Below are 19329 nucleotides of genomic sequence, written 5' to 3'. Positions count from 1 at the left end.
AATATAAGATTACGACTTCAATTCACAGTTTAAAGTAACATATTTAAATATTGTTAGGACAGCCGAGAAAATAATACATAACAATTTTAGGTACATTAACTTACTTAGTTACACCCAACCAATATGTTCTTTAACAATGCCAAGGCCAAGTAAACCAATCACCCATGCAAGAGATGTCGCAAAAAACACCGTAAATATAGAGCGCAACCTCTTAGGTTCCGTTGCTTCATCCGGCAGCAATGGTTCGACAAAAGTAGCCAGGTAGCGATGCTTTCTTGAAGCCTCAACCCTAGCCGCTTCTAAAGATGCCAACGCAGAAGTGTAGGCTTTCTCAGCAAAAGTTCTTTCAACCAACAATGGCTCATAGTCGGCAAAGACACCGCTTAAGGTCGATTGAGTATCAGGATCACCCGCAATTGCTTTTTTCTCGTTTTGAATTTGCATAGTCAACGCCATAACTTCTCGCTTTAGGTTTACAACGGCAGGTGCTTTCGCATCCATGTAACTGGTTAAAGCGTTTAGTTCTGCCTTTGTTTTCGCTAGCTGTACTTCTAACTCACCGATCAACATCATTTTCGCACTAGCTGATTGCGCCGGATCTAGGTCCTGCGCTGAAACTCTGAAATCATGCATAAGTGCTCGTGCGTTAGTTACCCTTTTCTCTGCTCTTTGAACTTCAGCTTCAGCGAAAGTTAAGTCATCATTTCTTGCTCTTTCTGATAGATTGTTTACCAGAATCTCACTTTGATGAAGGATCTCTTCTGACAGTTTTTTCGCATCATCGGGAGAAAATGCTCTGACTTTTAAAGTAATGATAGTTGTGGTTGGATCATAGGAAGCGGTAACAAGCTTATTCCAGTACGTTAACAGATCAACTTGAGTAGTTTGAGTCCCTAAAGCAGAGATCCAATCCGCATCAGGATGATTAAATATGTCTTTAACAGCGAGTCGTTTACTAATTGCTTTTACCATATCAAGTGAATGTATATAGTCCTGTACAATATAAGAATCTGTAACAGCACCTCCTTGTGAAGGGATACCAGCTATTCCACTCAGAAGATCGAGTTGTTGCATTTCGTTGCCTTTTACAGAAAATCTTGTTTCTACCACAAATTTTCCAGATGCAATAAACGCATAGTAAATGACTGCTAATAATGTAGGTAAAATAACAAACAAAATATAACTTTTCTGCTTGCTATTTCTATTTTTCCAAAATTTATTAAGGAATATTTTATGTTTTTTATTTAAGTTCATTTCGATAACGTTAAGTATTTATCTATTGCTTGATTAATATCTTCATAAAATGATAATTTCCCTTCCGTCAATACCAACCCCATATCACAATGTTCTTTCAAAGTTGGCATATTGTGAGAAACCATAATTATGCTAGATTTTTTGCTACGCTCTTTAAAAGCATCCCGGCATTTTTTTTGGAACTTTCTATCGCCAACTCCAGTGATCTCATCAACCAAATAGCAATCAAAGTCAATAGCCATAGACAAACCAAACGCCAACCTTGCTTTCATACCTGAACTGTAGCTTTTAACTGGCATATTCAGATAATCGCCTAATTCAGAAAAACATCTTACAAAGTTAGTAACTTGATTGATGTCCGCCCCGTAAATTCGGCTAACAAAACGTAAGTTTTCTGCCCCCGTTAAAGAGCCATTAAACCCACCAGAAAAACCTAATGGCCAGGACATCTTTACATTTCGTTTAATCACTCCGTTCGTTGGATGCTCAGAACCCGCAATCATACGCAACAAAGTGGATTTACCCGCACCGTTAACTCCTAGCAGCCCGATGTTACGACCTTTGGGAAAACTAACAGAGCACGGTTTCAACACGTGTTTTTTCCCATTAGGTGTTTTGTAAACTTTAGATACATTAATTAGTTCTATCATAAGTTACGAGCCTGGCGCCGAGTATATTGGGTTAGTGACAATCCTAGAAAAACAGAAATTGCTGAGCAAAACAGTGCATAAGAGTGATTAATATACATGTTTTGATATGTGGAAAAAAAACCGCTCCTAATCCATTCCACATATTGAAATATCGGGTTCCATTGCAAGTAATCTCTGGCCTGGTGGGGCAAACTAGCAGACGTAAAAAATATTCCAGACAAGAAGTAAAGAGGTCGGTTACTGGCTCTGAAAATTTTATCCCAACCATCAAAATACATTCTAACGGCAGAGTTTATCATTCCAACCCCCATAGCGAAAAGCATTAACAAACCAATACCAACTAACACATTGTTAAGATCATATATCACAGCACTTCTACCAACAGCCTGTAAGGCAGATATAATAATGATAAAGACCACGATCATGGTGATTGACTCTAACAATGCACGACTAAACAGTACATCAAATGGAGTAACATGCGGGTAAGATAATAACGCTTGGTTAGCCCCCAGCGCACCAGACATCCGATTTCCCAAGTTACTATATATTAACCATGGCACAATTCCTGTCGTAAAAAATACCGCTAAGTCCCCACCTAGGGGAGAGCGTCGTTCAAGCATGGTAAAAATGGTTACTAATAGCAAAATCTGAATAATAGGTTCAAGTAATGCCCATAAATAACCTATTTTGCTTTTACCATATTTACCAAGTGCTTCACGTAAAGTAAGAGCATATATTACACGCCCTTGAACCCTCAAAGCTTGGCGTAAATCTTTCATTTACATGTTAAAGATCTGAATTAATCCAACTACCTTACTTTCATCGTCTAAAACGACCAAAGATGAGATAGAGTGTTGACGCATCTTTTCTTCTGCATCCGCCAGCATTTCAGTGTCATAACATGTTTTTGGTTCTCGGCTCATTACATCCCCAGCTTTTAATATATTAAACTCAGCCTCTTTTGCTAATGCTCTACGCAAATCACCGTCAGTAATAATGCCTTTTAACTGATCATTCTCAATAACAATCGCGACTCCTTTTCGGCTCTCGTTCATTTTAATGATGACTGACGGCATAAAATCGCTAACATCAACTAACGGTAAATTGTCTGTTCCCATTTCATCTTGAACTCGAGTCAGCAAACGTCGACCCAAAGAACCACCAGGGTGAAAGCGAGCAAAGTCATTTGGCATAAACTGGCGCATTTTCATCAACGCAACGGCCAACGCATCACCTAAGGCAATAGTAAGAGTTGTTGAAGTGGTTGGTGCCAAATTGTTAGGGCAAGATTCTTGGATCTGCGCTAGTAGCAATGTGGCATCTGAGTTGCAGCTCATCGTAGAATCAAGTCTTCCGGTAATAGAGATGATCTTATTGCCAAATGACTTCAACGAAGGAATCAATTGCAATACTTCATCCGTTTCGCCACTGTTAGAAATTAGAACAATTACATCCTCTTTAGTGATCATCCCTAAATCACCATGAAATGCTTCGCTTGGATGTAAGAAGAAACTTGGCGTGCCCGTCGACGCTAATGTGGCAGAAATTTTCTTACCTACGTGACCAGATTTACCCATTCCACATACAATGACATGACCTTGGCAGTTAATAATATAAGAAATAGCCTTTTGGTATTGCTCAAAATCAATACTATTAGCCATCTCATTCAATGCATTTGCCTGGTGCTTAAACGTGTCAACAATCGACTCCAACACCGGCTTTTGCTCACCCGAAATGGAATAGTAGTCATTGATATCAAGTGTTTTCATGAGTGTGCTCTCTCCAACTAACAGTGTACATACCGTCTTTAAGTTAAAATCTGCTCTAATTTGTGCTCAAGGTGCTTAGAGCAAAACGAATAGCCAGCTCCCTGTACCAAGTATTCGTTATGCAAATAATGGACAAACCTTTGTCTGGTCACGGAGTCGACCTCTGCCTTTGCTTGCACCATCACTTGGGATGGATGGTTAGAATCGAATTCTACGGCCACCCCTTTATAAGCATAAATTGACTCGCCCATCAATATTAATGGAGTCACGGTCTTTAAAACTTCAATGCTTGAACTAGAGTTGATAGTAAATACAATTTCAGCAGAACTTGCCAGCTCTGCTATTTTCCCATCAACATAATAGGTATTGTCATCAAGTTGATACTCTTTATCGTCCAAGGGATGACGCTTAACTGCTAACTTCACTTTTGCCAACTTGGCCAAATCTGCGACCAAGTTGATAACCTCCTGATTAGACTTGAAAGGACTATGCAGTAGAAACTGTGAGTCATTTTCCAACTGGAGTAGTAGTAGAATGGAACCATGAGAACTTAATGAAGGTACTAATGTTCCCTTTTTTCTCTTAATCAGTTTGTTCGCAATACGTTTGAAATACTTTTTCAAACTATAGCTATTATGCATATAGCGGATAACTGTTCGGTTCTTATTTATACGCTCAAAAGCAAAACCCAATAAAAAAATAAAGAAAAAAAGCATCGACTTTATTGAGTCATGAGTATCTTTTGGTATAAAACTCCCCTGCTCTTTTGGGGTGTGTTGAACATCATTATTAAATATTTTAAAATCTATCTTGCTGTTGGCATTAACACCTTGGGGATCGATAACAGTTGTAAATGGTCGAATAAGCCCCTGCTCTGTAACCAAATAATTTATATCCAACTCCCTGCATACATCAATTGCCACAGCGTGATACCACCTTGCATCATTATGCAGTAAAACGAGACTGATATCTTTTTCTATAACAAAACATTTAAGCGCCACGTAAAACCTAGCCATATAGTTCAACTCCTCATTACTGAGAGTCCGGCCTTCTACTTTTTGAACATAAGCATGATGGTATGTTCGAAGTAAAGATATTTTTTCTTGGTAAGGCTGCGCTTGCTCCTTACTCACTGCTGCGATCATATTAACTGCTAGAAACTGCTTGAAAGTAGGTAGATAGATTTTTTTTGATAAACAGGAAGTAACTGCATACCTTTTCTTTCCCAATATCCCCGCTATTTTCTCGTGTAGTGGCGAGTACATTGGATCTAGCGATAACACTATATGATCAGTTTTCATAGGTTAGTTTATCGCTACATTTGCTGCTACAGCAATTTGGTAAATGATTTGCGTAATATCTTTAACTGCCTGCATTGTTTTAGTGTCAACTTTAGGTAAAACTAAGATTTGATCACCTTTTTGTATGGGTTTCCCACTATCAAATTCAACCAGGCCGTTTGCTCGCACAACTGCTATACGCTGATCCTCGGCCCTATCAGTGAAACCACCGGCCCACGCAATGTAGTCGTCGATAGTGGCATTAGGGTTATAAACGAGCGCTTGTGGCATCAAAACCTCACCCCCCACTTGAATTAGATCTGTTTTGTTTGGAATGACAATTTGGTCACCTTGTTCTAATAATATATTAGCTACAAGACCATGTTCAGAAACGATGACTTTCCCTAGCGGCTGAACTTTACGAGCTCGCTCAGTAAACTGAAGTACCATTTCTGCTTCTTTTGCTCTGATTACAGCTTCTCCATCTGAAGACGCTGGTGCAGTAAAAATACTTCTTTCTAGCCGATTAAGAGACTCATCAATCATTTCTTTTTGCTTTTTCGCAACGCTATCTCTCAATATATAAATAGATTGGTAATCTGTAAGCATTGGATCAATGGGAATATTATTCAGCAAATCATGTAACTTAGTGCCTTTTGTAACAGCAAAGTAAGATGGTCCTAAGTAGCTACCAGAAACCTGAACATCTATGACTTGAGCGTGTAAATCATCATTGAAGATAACTTTATCCCCGTCTCGTAATTCAAACCTCAGGAAATCTTGGTAAGTCATATAACGTGAGAATGGTCCATCTATTCGATTCCCAACAACTCCAACATGCGAAACTTTTGCGAGCGGCTTTGCATAAGCCGCTAACTTTTCTCCTAATTCACTAGAATTTTCCAGTTCAAAGCGAAAGGGATTGCGAGCCCCTCCGGATACTGTGATAGCAGCTTTCTGTGGTGTAACCAAGATAACATCACCATCTTTAAAGCTAACTTTTGGCATAACTCCAGATTGCATAAAATCATAGAGATCAACATTGATTATGATTTTACCATTTCGTAGAACTTGAATTTCTCGATAACTGCCACGTTCAGAGTCAATACCGCCAGCACGTTTAAGAAAATAAAGTATTGAATCAGAGGCCATCCCAGCGTATTGCCCTGGTCTAATGACTGGCCCACTTAGAAAAACACTAACTGGCGTCGCAGTAAGTAAATTCACATACACGTTTACGTTAGTGGTATAAACGTGTTTAATTTTTTTTGTCACAAGCTCGTTGATTTGGCTAGCTTTTGTTCCAAGGACATGAATCGGGCCAACTTCTGGTATAAAGATATTTCCTTGATTGTCCACCGTAGCAACATTAGAGTAATTTACAGCTCCCCACAGCCAGATGTTAATCTTATCCCCAGCCGCAACGAGATAATTATCATTCAAACCATCAGCTCTTTCAGTCTCATAACCACCAGCAAAAATATTTGCTGCATAAGGAGGTGGTAGTTCTTCTCCAGAGGAAGGGAGTAATTGTCTAACATCCACCTCACCTGGCAAAAGAAGATTATTTCTGTTCTCTTTATTAAATGAACCAGCAGAGAGTTTCTCGTTGGGTGGCGTCTGAGATTGGTTTAAAGTTCCAGAGGAAGAAAACGTAGGATTAGCTGCATTGAGGTTTAAATTGTTACTATCAAGCGCGAAAGCTGAATTGATACAAGCAAAGCTTGTAATTGCAACTAGCCATTGAGGTGCTTTATTTGTCATCTTCATCATTTTTAAAGCTTTTTCTCTAGTTTATCTTTAACAAGCCCATTGACCCAATACCAAGTATTTGGGGTATTGTTTTTATCTGACTTTATCGAGCACACTACATTAGAAGTGGAGTCAATGTTCACTTCTCGACAGTATAGGCCCAGTGCAGAGAAATAAATCGGCCCAACAGCAACATGATAATTTGGATGCGATATAGACACCAGTTCAGGTCTGTTCAAATATCCCCAATACTGTTCTGGAACTTCCTCCATCATTTCTATCGAAGATGACTCTTGCGTAACAAGTGGAAGATCTGCCTTAACGTGGCGAGGTTTACTCGCACATGCACTCAGCACTGTAATGGACACTAGAGAAATGAAGAGATGTTTATGTCTGAAAAATAGATGTTTTGTCATTTTTACGCACGCTACCGCCCTATGGTTAAACACGTTATCCATAACACGTATGTATTTTGGCAAATAAGATGCTTTGAGCACTCGGTGTACTCTGGACTTGCTCATCAGCTTCTCCCACAGTGAATGCCCCCTTTGAAGTGCGTACTAGGGTACAAGATAACTCTCCTTTGAGGCAAGTCCACACCCGCGGAAGAGTATACTCAATGGAGCATATTCGCAATTTTCCAATTAATTAGCTGCACGCAATTGTTTGGTAAAAAAACCAACTGTTTCATAAATACAACAAAAAAACCTTTTATAAGAAACTATTTACAGTCTGCCCAACTTTTAACTAGAATATGAATTGGAACTCTAAATAGAGTTTCAAACATCGATGTTTTAAAACTAGTTAACACAAGGATTAATAATGAAGAATACAGCTCTAGCTATTCTTATGGCTCTAAGCGCATCAACTGTATTTGCAGCAGAAGAAGCAGGTTCAGCAGGCGCAGCGTCTGCATCTGCAACAGGTACAACAGCCGTAGCAGTAGGTGCAGCTGCAGCAGTAACTGTAGTGGCAGTTGCAGCGTCAGATAGCGATTCAACATCTACTTCAACATCTACTTCTACTTCTACTTCTACTAACTAATTTCGTTTTGTAGATAGAAGATAATCGCCCTGAATGACTCAGGGCGATTTTATTTGTAAGAGGGAATAATGAATATCTTCCGAACGTCTAAATGGATACGCCCACTTCTCACTCTTCCGCTATTCGCCTTACTCTTTGGTTGTACACAAAAGTTCAATGATGTTTCAGCAACCGTTCAAGAAGCGTACGGTAACTACATCGATGTAGAGATGACCCCTGAAGAAATAAATGCCGTTCCTTATGCCAGTGCCTATTTAAAACTTGGGAATCAAAAACAGGTATTTGTTGTTTTAGCTTTTGCAGAGCGAAATCCTCTCAATGGAAAAATACAACTGAAATGGGTAAGTGCTGACAAAGCTATGATCGTTACGGAGAATGGGCATATAGTCAAAACGATAGGTCTACAGAATGGGGACTTAGCGGGTATTTATGGTGATGTGCCAGATTTTTCTTCTGATTCAGCCTCTGTCAACTTTGCACTCTCATACGACTGGGCAACACAATACCGTTATGGTTTTCCAGCAAATGTAACGCGTTCTTACTCAGGCCAAAAAACGTTAACAACCCCTATATCCAACACGATGACCGACGTATATAAAGAAGTTGTTGAGTTTAGCAGCCTTTCTCAATCAGTCGAAAACTACTATTGGGTAAACGAGCAAGGTCAGGTTATCAAAACCTTACAATACTTAGGACCAAATATGATTCCGGTTGAGTTAACCATTTTGAAGGGATATAGCAAATCATGAGCAAGCAACTACTAACATTACTCGGTTTGGTCATGCCGCTTTTGAGTATGCCTAGCTTCGCTCAAACAGAAATCTCTGCTATGCAACCATTAAATGTTGAATTGCTAGGAGTAGGCAAACAGCTACAATTCCAAGAGCCGACTCGTTTAGAAAGCCTGTTAGCACTTGCTAAGGAGCAAAGCGTGTCTCTGCAATACTCTCTTGGTACCACTTTGTTTGACAAATCGGAACGCGCCGAAAAAAACTCTACCGCTTTAAAGAGCACAGTACTCAATCAAATGATTCAACATAATTTGGTTGCACATCCATTCTATAAATTCATTCAGAAGCAAAGCTTTGCACCACGCTTACTGTCTGCGATCGATGTTGATAAAATTCGACTAAATAAATTCGACAACCCACTGTTGCGCGGCAATCTCCTGCTCGCAAGCCCTCTGCGCGAAGAAAAAGTGTATTTCTTGGGAAACTTGAATAGCGTGTATTCTATTAAAGGGCAAGCAGGCATCCCTTTGCAGAAGCAAATAGAGAATTTGAAAAGTAACATTGGTGCATTATCAACACCACCAGTGTTGATCTACCCAGATGGTCACGTAGTTAAGCCACATCACGGAGCTTGGTTAACAACACAATATTACCTACCACCTCTGACCTTGGTATATGTACCGTTTGGTGATCTTGAACGGTCTGACATGGATCAAGATATAATCCGCCTACTCACTCAATTGATACCAAATGCTACAAAGAGACCGTAATGATACCAATTAGAAAAAGCTTAACCCTTTCTTTAATGGGCCCAGCATTGGTTTGGGCTCAAGAAGTACCCTTTGAGGCTCCCTCGTTACAGCCTTCTCAATCTGATTTTGGTGGTGTTGGCTTGATGCAGATGCCAACAGGACGTATGGCTCCTGAAGGGGAATTCAACTTTTCTGTTACCGGTAGTGATGAGTACCTTTTTTACAACGTTACTCTGCAACTAATGCCTTGGTTAGAAACAACCATTCGTTATACTTCGGTGCGAGATTTGCTTTATAGTAAGGATCCTAGTTTCTCGGGAGACACAAACTATACCGATAAAGGTATTGACTTTAAAATTCGATTGCTAAAAGAATCTCAGTATATTCCTGAGCTATCACTGGGTGTTCGAGACTTTGCTGGTACCGGCTTATTCGATGGAGAATACATCGCAGCTACGAAGCGGTATTCCAACTCTGAGCTAGGGACCTTTGATTTTACTTTTGGTATTGGTTGGGGGTCGCTAGGCACTCGTGACAACATCTATAACCCGACTTGTAAATTGTCAGATCGATTTTGTGAACGCCCCTCTGACTATTTAGATACAGGTGGCACAACTAACTTTGATAGAGCATTTAAAGGACCAACTGCATTGTTTGGTGGTGTTGAATATCAAACCTTACATGCACCATTACGCTTTAAACTCGAATACGATAGCAATGATTACAGCGAAGACTTCCCTGTGGTAAAAGGTGGCGTGGACATGACACCACATACTCCTTGGAACGTTGGTATGCTATACCGTGTAGGAATGGCCGATTTTCGTTTAAATTATGAACGCGGAGACACTTTGGTCGCAGGTTTAACGCTCAACACTAACTTCAATGACATGCCATCATTCTGGCGAGATGAGCCTACGCCAGAACTCGAAGATAACCAACCAGAAGAACTATCTGATGTTGACTGGGAACGTGTAACGGAAGATTTAGACAAAATTGCGGGTTACCAAAACACGCGCATTTATGTTGATGACAACACCGTAACTGTCATTGGTGAACAGAAGAAATATCGTGACCGTACAGAGGCACACGAAAAAGCAGCGGCTGTACTTCATAATGAAATGCCTGAAGACATTGATACCTATGCGATCAATGAACGTAGCCGAGGCTTGGTCGGCGAACAAACGATTATTTCCAAAGAAAAGTACCGCGACTTTGCCCAAGTTAATTACATCAACCCCAAAATAGAAGATGCAACCGCAAAGGCTAGCAATAAGCCAAATGGAGAATCTGTCTATGATGGTTTTAAGCGTTTTGATTGGGGCTTTGCACCGAAGCTTGTTCAAACTCTAGGTAACGCTGAAGATTTCTATCTCTTTAGTGTAGGGCTAAGCGGGAATGCCTCATACTGGCTGACGGACAACCTTGAAATTGGCGGTTCGTTATACTGGGATTGGTATAACAACTACGATAAGTTTAATTATGTCACTCCACCCGATGGTACTACCGTTCCTCGGGTTCGCACCATGTTCCGTGCTTACCAAAATGAACACGCTGTGACCATGTCAAACCTACAGTTGACTTGGTTCCAAGAGTATTCCGATACCATGGATCAACAATTCTACGCGGGTTATCTGGAGAGCATGTTTGCTGGAGTCGGTACCGAGTTTCTTTACCGTCCACAAGGAGCTAACTGGGCGATTGGCGCTGACGTCAACGTAATTTCTCAACGTGATCCACAAAGTTACTTCGGTGTTTACGATGAGAAATGGCAAAACGTGCCAGAATATGGACGTCCGTTCCAAGTTATTGATAAAGGCTTCACTGGTTTTGTATCTGGTTACTACTACCCTCAATGGGAATTCCTACAAGATTTGATGATCCAAGTCGATATTGGTCAGTTCCTAGCTGGTGATGTTGGTACACAAATCAACGTTTCTAAGCAGTTCAAGAGTGGCGTAATTGCTGGTGCCTTTGCGTCATTTACAGACTTGTCTGCGGATGAATTTGGTGAAGGTAGCTTTACCAAAGGTTTCTACTTGTCGATTCCATTTGACATCATGACCGTTAAGCCAAGCAACAATCGTGCGAACTTTAGTTGGCAGCCTCTTACTCGTGACGGAGGACAGAAACTCGGACGTAAATACAGCTTGATTGAGTTGACCGATGAGCGAAATCCTTGGTATCAAAGGCCTAACCGTTCGGGTGTGGAATAATAAAGTAATCAAGGGAGCTGCGGCTCCCTTTTTTATATAGAGTCATAGAAGACTCAAACCTATCTTCCTGCTTCCAATAGCGCTACTTTTCGTTTCTTGCTAGAATTCCTGAGAAAATTTTAATCTATGGTGGAAGTTCTATGATCATCGTAACTGGTGGCGCTGGCATGATCGGCAGCAACATTGTTAAAGCACTAAACGAAGCTGGCATTAACGATATCCTGGTTGTCGACAACCTAAAAAATGGCAAAAAGTTTAAGAACTTAGTTGATCTGGACATCACAGATTACATGGATCGTGACGACTTTCTGACCCAAATTATGGCGGGCGATGATTTTGGTCCGATTGAGGCAATTTTCCACGAAGGTGCTTGCTCTGCAACGACTGAGTGGGATGGTAAGTACATGATGCTAAACAACTACGAGTACTCTAAAGAGCTGCTTCATTACTGTTTAGATCGCGAGATTCCATTCCTATACGCTTCTTCAGCAGCCACTTACGGCGATACCGATACTTTCGTTGAAGAACGCGAATACGAAGGCGCACTGAATGTATACGGTTACTCGAAACAGCAGTTTGATAACTACGTTCGTCGCCTATGGCAAGACGCTGAAGAACATGGTGAGACCCTTTCTCAAATCACCGGCTTCCGCTACTTCAACGTATATGGCCCACGTGAAGACCACAAAGGTAGCATGGCATCAGTTGCGTTCCACCTAAACAACCAACTTAACTCAGGTGAAAATCCTAAATTGTTTGCGGGCAGCGAATCATTCAAACGCGACTTCGTTTACGTTGGTGATGTATGTAAAGTAAACCTGTGGTTCTTAGAAAACGGCGTATCAGGCATTTTTAACTGTGGTACTGGCCGTGCTGAATCTTTTGAAGAGGTAGCAAAAGCAGTTATCAAGCATCATGGCAAAGGCCAAATTGAAACCATCCCATTCCCTGAGCACCTAAAAGGCGCTTACCAAGAGTTCACACAAGCGGATCTGACCAAACTGCGCACCGCAGGTTGTGATGTTGAATTCAAGACAGTTGCAGAAGGCGTTGCCGAATACTTAACTATCCAAAACAGTTAAGCACCACAAGGTGGTAGAACCATAACCTGCCACCTTTACTCAAGTGCAATAGCCTGTATCATTCCTAACTATCTTTTTCTCATTTAAACCACTTCGCCCGTACACGAGTAGGTAACTAGACACGCCATGACCATAAAACGTGATGACTTCGACCCTAAAGCATATAACCCTGAGTTTAAGCGCCACTTTCTGTCGCCTAAGTACTGGGGCACGTGGTTAGGTGTTCTCTTATTTTTACCATTATCATTAATGCCTCTGGGTTTACAAAAGTGGTTAGCGAAAACCATAGCCAAAAAACTGTGTAAATCCCACAAAGGTCCAGCTCACCGAGCGAGGGTTAACTTTGAGCTGTGTTTTCCGGAAAAGTCGTTCCAAGAACGTGAAACTTTGATAGAAAAAACACTCTACACAGCAGCCATGTTCTTTTTTCGCTTCGGGTTACTAAGTTTACGCTCACCAAAATGGCTTCAGAACCGTTGCCAAATTCGCGGCCTAGACATTTTACGACAGCACATTGATAACAACGAAAATGTGATTTTAATGGTTCCCCACTCTTGGGCAATTGATGTGCCTGCTATCTTGCTCGCGTCAATGGGAATGCCAGTTTCTGCAATGGCGAAGAAACAAAAGAATGATGTTGCTGACTGGCTAATGCACAAGCAAAGAGTCCAATACGGTGGCCGTGTTTATGAACGCTCAGGTGGCATTAAGCCTTTCCTGAAATCCATTCGAGATGGCTATGTAGGGTATTACCTACCCGATCAAGATCACGGCCCAGAGCATAGTGTGTTTGTGGATTTTTTTGCAACACGTAAAGCAACGCTACCTGGTTTAGGCAAAATTGCGAAACTATCACGCTCAAAAGTACTACCTCTATTTGCGTCGATGAACACTGAAGATGGTACGTTTGATATTGAGATTTTACCAGCGTTTGAGCTGGATAAAGGCGAAGAGCAAGACGCTCGTACCTGTAATGAAGCCATTGAATATTTTGTCGGTGATAAACCCGAACAATATATGTGGGTACTACAGTTGCTGCACTCTCAAGAAGACGGCAATAACTATTACAATTTGTTTAAACCAAGATATAACAGCGACTGGAAAGTGCAGTGAAAGTATTTGTCGTAAGCTTGGCTCGATCGCTAGATCGCCGAGAACGTATTGAAGAAAAGTTAAAACAACAAGGCATTACGTTTGAATTTTTTGATGCAATAGATGGCTCTGTTGACCGTTTTCTTCATTCAGAAAAAAGTCGTCCTACCATTACTCTACGCCGCAAAGGGTATCAATTAAAAACCAGTGAAGTCGCCTGTTTTGCAAGCCATTACGAGTTGTGGGTTCGCTGTGTTGAGCTTAATGAACCGATCGTCATCTTAGAAGACAACGTCGACCCCGTCGAAGGGCTGAAGCAAGTACTCGAACATACCCTTCCATTGACTTCTAATTATGACTACATCAAGTTGTCTGCCACTCAGAAGCGTGTATTCACCCCAATCGTACCTATTGATGATAATCATATGCTAGGGGGATACTCAGCAGGCACTTGTGGTACCACCGCTTATATCGTCACACCTAAAGCAGCCTCAAAGTTTGTTATGCATGCTCAAGAGTTTATTGAACCAGTCGATGACTACATGGAAAAACCATGGAGACATGGTGTTCAAGTTTACAGCGTGTCTCCAGATCTCTTTACTAGAGCAGAGATTGCTTCGACGATTGGTGGTAAAAGAAAAGATAAATCCAAAATGACTCTTGCGAATAAAATATACGCTGAACTTTTTAGAACTTATGAGTCAATTTTGAAATTCCTATACTGGAAAAACAAAGCATGAAGATTTTAGTCATTGGCCCGGCATGGGTCGGCGATATGGTAATGTCGCAATCGTTATATATCGTATTAAAGCAACGCCATCCAGATAGCCAAATTGACGTTATCGCTCCAGGATGGTGTAAACCGATTCTTGATCGTATGCCAGAAATCCACCAAGCGATTGAAATGCCTATCGGTCATGGTGAGTTTAACTTATTAGGCCGCAGGGAAATTGGTAAATCATTACGTGAAAAGCAATATGACCACGCCTATATCTTGCCTAAATCAGCGAAATCAGCACTGATCCCATGGTTTGCCAACATTCCTCTTCGTACTGGCTGGAAAGGAGAAATGCGCTATGGTTTATTGAATGACTTACGCCCTAACATGAAGTCTTTTCAGTACATGGTAGAGCGCTATGTAGCGTTAGCTTATCCAAAAGCAGAAATGGTGGATTCTAACTCTCTTGGCGGGCTTGAAACTTTACCTCGCCCACGCCTTGCAATCAACGAAGCAGAGCAACAAGCCACGCTCAAAAAGTTCAACTTAACGCAAGACCAACCAATTATTGGACTGTGCCCAGGAGCAGAGTTTGGTCCTGCCAAAAAATGGCCCGAAACACACTACGCTGAAGTTGCGACGCAAATGGCTCGTTCTGGGCATCAAATCTGGTTGTTTGGTTCTCAAAAGGACTTAGAGACTTGTAACAATATTCGCGCACTTGTTCCGACGCAATTCCATGAGGACATTCACGTTCTAGCAGGCCAAACCAGCTTAATTGAAGCGGTCGACTTACTTGCTGCATGTAAGACTGTTGTCGCGAATGACTCAGGCTTAATGCATGTGGCAGCTGCGGTTGGTTGTAATGTTGTTGCCGTGTATGGCTCAACTTCACCGAAGTACACCCCCCCACTCGCAGAAAAAGTGGAGATTGTTCATACCGATATTGATTGTCGCCCTTGTTTCCAGCGTGAATGTCAATACAAACACCTTAAGTGTTTGACAGAACTTTCGCCTAAGCAAGTGCTAGATAGCATCCAAAAACTTGACGCCATTACGATAAGCTCATGTTAGTTCGTATTGTTTATACCATACTACTCGCTCTAGCGTCACCGCTGCTTTTATTTGGTTTGTACAAGAGCAAACCAAATAAGCCTAAGTTCGGCTCTCGCTGGAAAGAGCACTTTGGTATCACTCCCAAGCTAAAAAGCAACGACAAACCTATTTGGATACATGCCGTATCTGTTGGTGAAAGCATAGCAGCAACACCTTTAATTAAAGCCCTTAAGGAACAAAACCCCGAACAATCTATTCTAGTTACAACAACAACAAGTACCGGAGCTGAACAGATTGCTAAGTTGGGTGATTTAATTGAACACCGCTATATGCCAATTGACTTTGGGTTTGCTATCAAAGGTTTTCTTAAAGCAGTACAACCAAAACAAATGTTGATCATTGAGACTGAGCTGTGGCCAAACACGCTTCACCATGTTTACAAAGCGGGTATCCCTATAACAGTCGTGAATGCTCGCCTATCTGAAAAATCGTGTCAGAACTACGCCAAAATACAGCGGCTTTTTAACCAGCTTCATCCATGCCTAACTCAAGTACTCTGCCAAACGGATTCAGATGCAGAGCGCTTCGAACGCTTAGGCGTTGAGAAAAAGAAACTATCCGTTACTGGCTCGATTAAGTTCGATATTCAAATATCAGAGCAAGTGAAACAGCAAGGACAGCAGCTTCGAGCCCAGCTTGGAAAGGATCGTCCAATTTGGATTGCAGCTAGCACCCACAAAGGCGAGGACGAACAGGTATTAGATGCACATAGACAAGTTTTAAAATCTCATCCAAATGCATTACTTATTTTGGTTCCTCGCCATCCGGAACGATTTGATGATGTGTTTGCGCTTTGCCAAAATTCCGGCTTCAATAGCACCAGAAGAACCAATGCTGCAATAGTTAACGCCGATACACAGGTATACCTTGCTGATACTATGGGTGAAATGCTGATTCTCCTTGGTGCCAGTGATGTTTGCTTTATGGCTGGGAGTTTGCTTGGGGATAAAGTTGGTGGACATAATGTGCTTGAACCAGTCGCACTCAACGTTCCAGTGATATCAGGCCCTAGTTACTTCAACTTCAAAGCTATTGTAGAAGACATGATTGCTCTGAATATTATAGACATTACCGATAAAACTCAGCTAGCGAGTAAAGTACTAGAGCGCTTTCAACATAGTAACTCTCAGCAAATGAGTGATTTTATTCAAGGCTATTTAAACTCGACTCAAAAAACAATTGAAGCAATTAAATAATGTCACAGACCCATTCAGCCTACTTTGTCATTACCGTTTTTGTGATTGCAATAATTGCCCTTGTCACAAGGTATCAAAACAAACCTGAAAAGGTTTTTGGAGTAGTTTTGCTTGTTTTATATAGCAGCAGATCCGTATCGACAGAGCAACTCATTAGCAGTATTGCCAATCCTGGCGTACTTACGCTGGTACTACTTATCATCTGCTCGCTAGCTTTAGAAAAGACCTCACTACTTCGTAGAATCTCGCAATTAGTCATCAAACCTAGCTATAAATCTACCTGGGTTCGACTGTTCTCGATAACCACATTGTCTTCAGCATTTCTAAACAACACAGCGGTGGTCTCCACCATGATCGCCCCAATACGTGCCAATACCCTTCACCCAGCCAGCAAACTGCTACTTCCCCTATCTTTTGCTGCCATCCTTGGCGGAACACTAACGCTGATCGGCACTTCGACGAATTTAATCGTCAATAGTATGGTGCTCGATGCTGGGCTACCTAGTCTCTCCTTTTTTGATTTTTCACTTGTTGGCGGCATTGCTGTACTTGGGTGCGGGCTCACCCTGTTTTTACTTAGCCATTGGCTACCTAGCAACATTGAACGAGCAGATACTCAAGCTCAATATTTCATTGATGCTGAGGTAGAACCAAACTCCCCACTTATCGGTAAAACTATTCAGCGCAACGGGCTGAGAAATCTAAACTCTCTGTTTTTAGTCGAGATTCATCGCCAAGGAAGAACTATTTCACCAGTATCACCACATGAGTTAATAGAGGAAAATGATCGCCTATTATTCTGTGGAGAGATTAGAAAAGTAACTCAATTGAATCAATTCACGGGCTTATCACTCTTTGCTCATAAAGGCGAAAGGCTAAGTCATGATCTCAAAGAGGTCGTATTACGCCCTGAAAGTGCTTTAGTAAATAAGACCCTAAAACAAATTGGCTTTCGCGCTATGTTCAACGCTGCAGTGGTCGCGATCCGACGCGATGGTCACACGGTTTCCGGAAAGCTCGGTGAAGTTACCTTAAGAGCTGGCGACTATCTGGTACTCGCTGTAGGTGATGACTATCACCAGCGAAATAACATCGCTAAAAACTTTATACAGCTCCAAGCGCTAAAAGCCGATAGGCTACTCAAAGGACCGCAAGAAATTATCGCTGTTCTTGGCTTTTTTAGTGCTATCGCTCTTGCAGCTATGAAGATAGCTCCACTGCTGCACAACCTGATCTTGTTGCTTGGTGTTCTACTATTAACTGGAGCACTGAAAACGAATGAAATTATACGAAGGCTACCAGTCCAGATATGGCTAGTAATTTCATCTGCACTTTTGCTGTCTCAGGCATTAGATAATAGTACAGCAGTCGACCTCCTGCGGAGCGCAATGACAGAACAAGCTGAATTTATGAGCCCATTGTCAGGGCTTATCATGGTTTACTTGGTCACTTTATTGCTAACGGAGTTGGTCACCAACAATGCGGCGGCGGCCTTAGTCTTCCCCGTTGCTTATGCCCTTGCGACGAGTCTAGATGCAAATCTTCACAGCTATATTTTAGCTGTCGCGTTCGGCGCAAGTGCAAGCTTTATTAGCCCATATGGATACCAAACCAACTTAATGGTTTACAATGCAGGTCAGTACTGTATCAAGGATTATATAAAGATTGGGGTGCCGATGAGTATTACGTATAGCGGTTTAGTATTAACGGCTATCACAACTATCTATGGCGTTTAACTCCCTCATCAAATCAAAGAGAGACCGGAATGAAACTTTCTCCACAACGAATGACTCACCTTAAGCAGCTTGAGGCAGAATCTATCCATATTATGCGTGAGGTAGCTGCCGAGTTTGATAACCCAGTGATGCTTTACTCTGTTGGTAAAGACTCTTCAGTGATGCTACACCTTGCGCAGAAAGCCTTTGCGCCTGGCATTCCCCCGTTTCCCCTTATGCATGTTGATACCACATGGAAATTCAAAGAAATGATTGAGTTTCGTGACTACATGGCGAAAAAGCTTGGTATGAAGCTGATTGTGCACCAAAATCCAGAAGGGCTTGCGATGAACATCAGCCCATTTGTGCATGGCAGCTCAAAACATACTGATATCATGAAGACACAAGGCCTAAAACAAGCCTTAGATAATCATGGCTTTGATGCTGCTTTTGGTGGTGCTCGTCGTGACGAAGAAAAGTCTCGCGCGAAAGAGCGTGTTTACTCTTTCCGTGATGAACATCACCGCTGGGATCCTAAAAATCAACGCCCTGAGCTTTGGAATATCTACAACGGCAAAGTAAACCAAGGCGAGAGCATTCGCGTATTCCCTCTTTCTAACTGGACTGAGCTGGATATCTGGCAATATATCTACCTAGAGAGCATCGAGATTCCAAGCCTGTACTTTGCAAAAGAGCGTCCCGTCGTTGAGCGTGACGGTATGTTGATCATGAAAGATGATGATCGCATGGAGCTTCGTGAAGGGGAGACGGTAGAACAACGCATGGTTCGCTTCCGTACACTAGGCTGCTACCCATTAACGGGAGCGGTTGAATCTCAAGCAACAACGCTACCAGAGATCATTCAAGAGATGCTGCTTACAACCACTTCTGAGCGCCAAGGCCGTGCCATTGACCACGATAGCTCTGGCTCCATGGAGAAAAAGAAACGTGAGGGTTACTTCTAA

Annotated in this window: 18 protein-coding genes; 11 read left to right on the top strand and 7 right to left on the bottom strand. The window is 41.8% G+C overall.

Annotated features, from left to right (window positions below; translation table 11 throughout):
- Window positions 1-108: 108 nt before the first annotated feature.
- The 7 genes from R7O12_RS11870 to R7O12_RS11840 form a co-directional block, all read right to left on the bottom strand.
- The gene (locus R7O12_RS11870; protein ID WP_170893644.1) at window positions 109-1254 is read right to left on the bottom strand and encodes a capsule biosynthesis protein; all 1146 of its coding nucleotides are present in this window, start codon (window positions 1252-1254) and stop codon (window positions 109-111) included.
- On the bottom strand, window positions 1251-1904 hold the full coding sequence (locus R7O12_RS11865) for an ABC transporter ATP-binding protein (protein ID WP_170893643.1): 654 nt from the start codon (window positions 1902-1904) through the stop codon (window positions 1251-1253). Before R7O12_RS11865 ends, R7O12_RS11870 begins: the two co-directional genes overlap by 4 nt.
- Entirely contained in the window at window positions 1901-2683 is a 783-nt protein-coding gene (locus tag R7O12_RS11860) for an ABC transporter permease (RefSeq protein ID WP_170893642.1), read from the bottom strand. The genes R7O12_RS11865 and R7O12_RS11860 overlap by 4 nt, the downstream gene beginning before the upstream one ends.
- Window positions 2684-3673, bottom strand: coding sequence for an SIS domain-containing protein (locus tag R7O12_RS11855; protein ID WP_170893641.1), 990 nt, complete (start codon window positions 3671-3673; stop codon window positions 2684-2686). It lies immediately after the preceding gene.
- Window positions 3674-3711: 38 nt separating this feature from the next.
- Complete coding sequence (locus R7O12_RS11850) at window positions 3712-4818, bottom strand: phosphoribosylamine--glycine ligase (protein ID WP_318125865.1); 1107 nt, start codon at window positions 4816-4818, stop codon at window positions 3712-3714.
- A gap of 159 nt (window positions 4819-4977) precedes the next feature.
- Complete coding sequence (locus R7O12_RS11845; RefSeq protein WP_170893639.1) at window positions 4978-6726, bottom strand: polysaccharide biosynthesis/export family protein; 1749 nt, start codon at window positions 6724-6726, stop codon at window positions 4978-4980.
- Between the two features lie 2 nt (window positions 6727-6728).
- Window positions 6729-7226 (bottom strand): hypothetical protein, encoded by a 498-nt coding sequence (locus R7O12_RS11840; protein WP_154204901.1) that lies wholly within the window; start codon window positions 7224-7226, stop codon window positions 6729-6731.
- A 301-nt stretch (window positions 7227-7527) separates the two neighbouring features.
- Here R7O12_RS11840 and R7O12_RS11835 point away from each other — a divergent pair, with 301 nt between their 5' ends.
- The 11 genes from R7O12_RS11835 to cysD all read left to right on the top strand — a co-directional run bounded on the left by R7O12_RS11835 (window position 7528) and on the right by cysD (window position 19329).
- Window positions 7528-7749: a hypothetical protein gene (locus R7O12_RS11835; protein ID WP_154204902.1), complete on the top strand. Its 222-nt coding sequence runs from the start codon at window positions 7528-7530 to the stop codon at window positions 7747-7749.
- Window positions 7750-7817: 68 nt separating this feature from the next.
- Window positions 7818-8498, top strand: a complete 681-nt coding sequence (locus R7O12_RS11830) for a YjbF family lipoprotein (RefSeq protein ID WP_170893638.1) — start codon at window positions 7818-7820, stop codon at window positions 8496-8498.
- The gene (locus tag R7O12_RS11825; protein WP_170893637.1) at window positions 8495-9250 is read left to right on the top strand and encodes a capsule biosynthesis GfcC family protein; all 756 of its coding nucleotides are present in this window, start codon (window positions 8495-8497) and stop codon (window positions 9248-9250) included. The genes R7O12_RS11830 and R7O12_RS11825 overlap by 4 nt, the downstream gene beginning before the upstream one ends.
- Window positions 9250-11445, top strand: a complete 2196-nt coding sequence (locus R7O12_RS11820) for a YjbH domain-containing protein (RefSeq protein WP_318075963.1) — start codon at window positions 9250-9252, stop codon at window positions 11443-11445. Before R7O12_RS11825 ends, R7O12_RS11820 begins: the two co-directional genes overlap by 1 nt.
- Before the next feature lie 140 nt (window positions 11446-11585).
- Window positions 11586-12527, top strand: a complete 942-nt coding sequence (gene rfaD, locus R7O12_RS11815; RefSeq protein ID WP_170893635.1) for an ADP-glyceromanno-heptose 6-epimerase — start codon at window positions 11586-11588, stop codon at window positions 12525-12527.
- Between the two features lie 126 nt (window positions 12528-12653).
- Window positions 12654-13640 (top strand): lauroyl-Kdo(2)-lipid IV(A) myristoyltransferase, encoded by a 987-nt coding sequence (gene lpxM, locus R7O12_RS11810; protein ID WP_171345971.1) that lies wholly within the window; start codon window positions 12654-12656, stop codon window positions 13638-13640.
- Window positions 13637-14359, top strand: coding sequence for a glycosyltransferase family 25 protein (locus R7O12_RS11805; protein ID WP_132936694.1), 723 nt, complete (start codon window positions 13637-13639; stop codon window positions 14357-14359). Before lpxM ends, R7O12_RS11805 begins: the two co-directional genes overlap by 4 nt.
- Window positions 14356-15411, top strand: a complete 1056-nt coding sequence (gene waaF / locus R7O12_RS11800) for a lipopolysaccharide heptosyltransferase II (protein ID WP_064368919.1) — start codon at window positions 14356-14358, stop codon at window positions 15409-15411. Before R7O12_RS11805 ends, waaF begins: the two co-directional genes overlap by 4 nt.
- Window positions 15405-16649 (top strand): lipid IV(A) 3-deoxy-D-manno-octulosonic acid transferase, encoded by a 1245-nt coding sequence (gene waaA / locus R7O12_RS11795; RefSeq protein ID WP_318100893.1) that lies wholly within the window; start codon window positions 15405-15407, stop codon window positions 16647-16649. Before waaF ends, waaA begins: the two co-directional genes overlap by 7 nt.
- Window positions 16649-18385 (top strand): SLC13 family permease, encoded by a 1737-nt coding sequence (locus R7O12_RS11790; RefSeq protein ID WP_132936692.1) that lies wholly within the window; start codon window positions 16649-16651, stop codon window positions 18383-18385. The genes waaA and R7O12_RS11790 overlap by 1 nt, the downstream gene beginning before the upstream one ends.
- Before the next feature lie 29 nt (window positions 18386-18414).
- On the top strand, window positions 18415-19329 hold the full coding sequence (gene cysD, locus R7O12_RS11785) for a sulfate adenylyltransferase subunit CysD (protein ID WP_049534422.1): 915 nt from the start codon (window positions 18415-18417) through the stop codon (window positions 19327-19329).

It is taken from the genome of Vibrio sp. Vb1574 (assembly GCF_033338675.1).
Note: the sequence above shows the minus strand (reverse complement) of the source record. Positions and strands in the feature narration are given on the sequence as shown.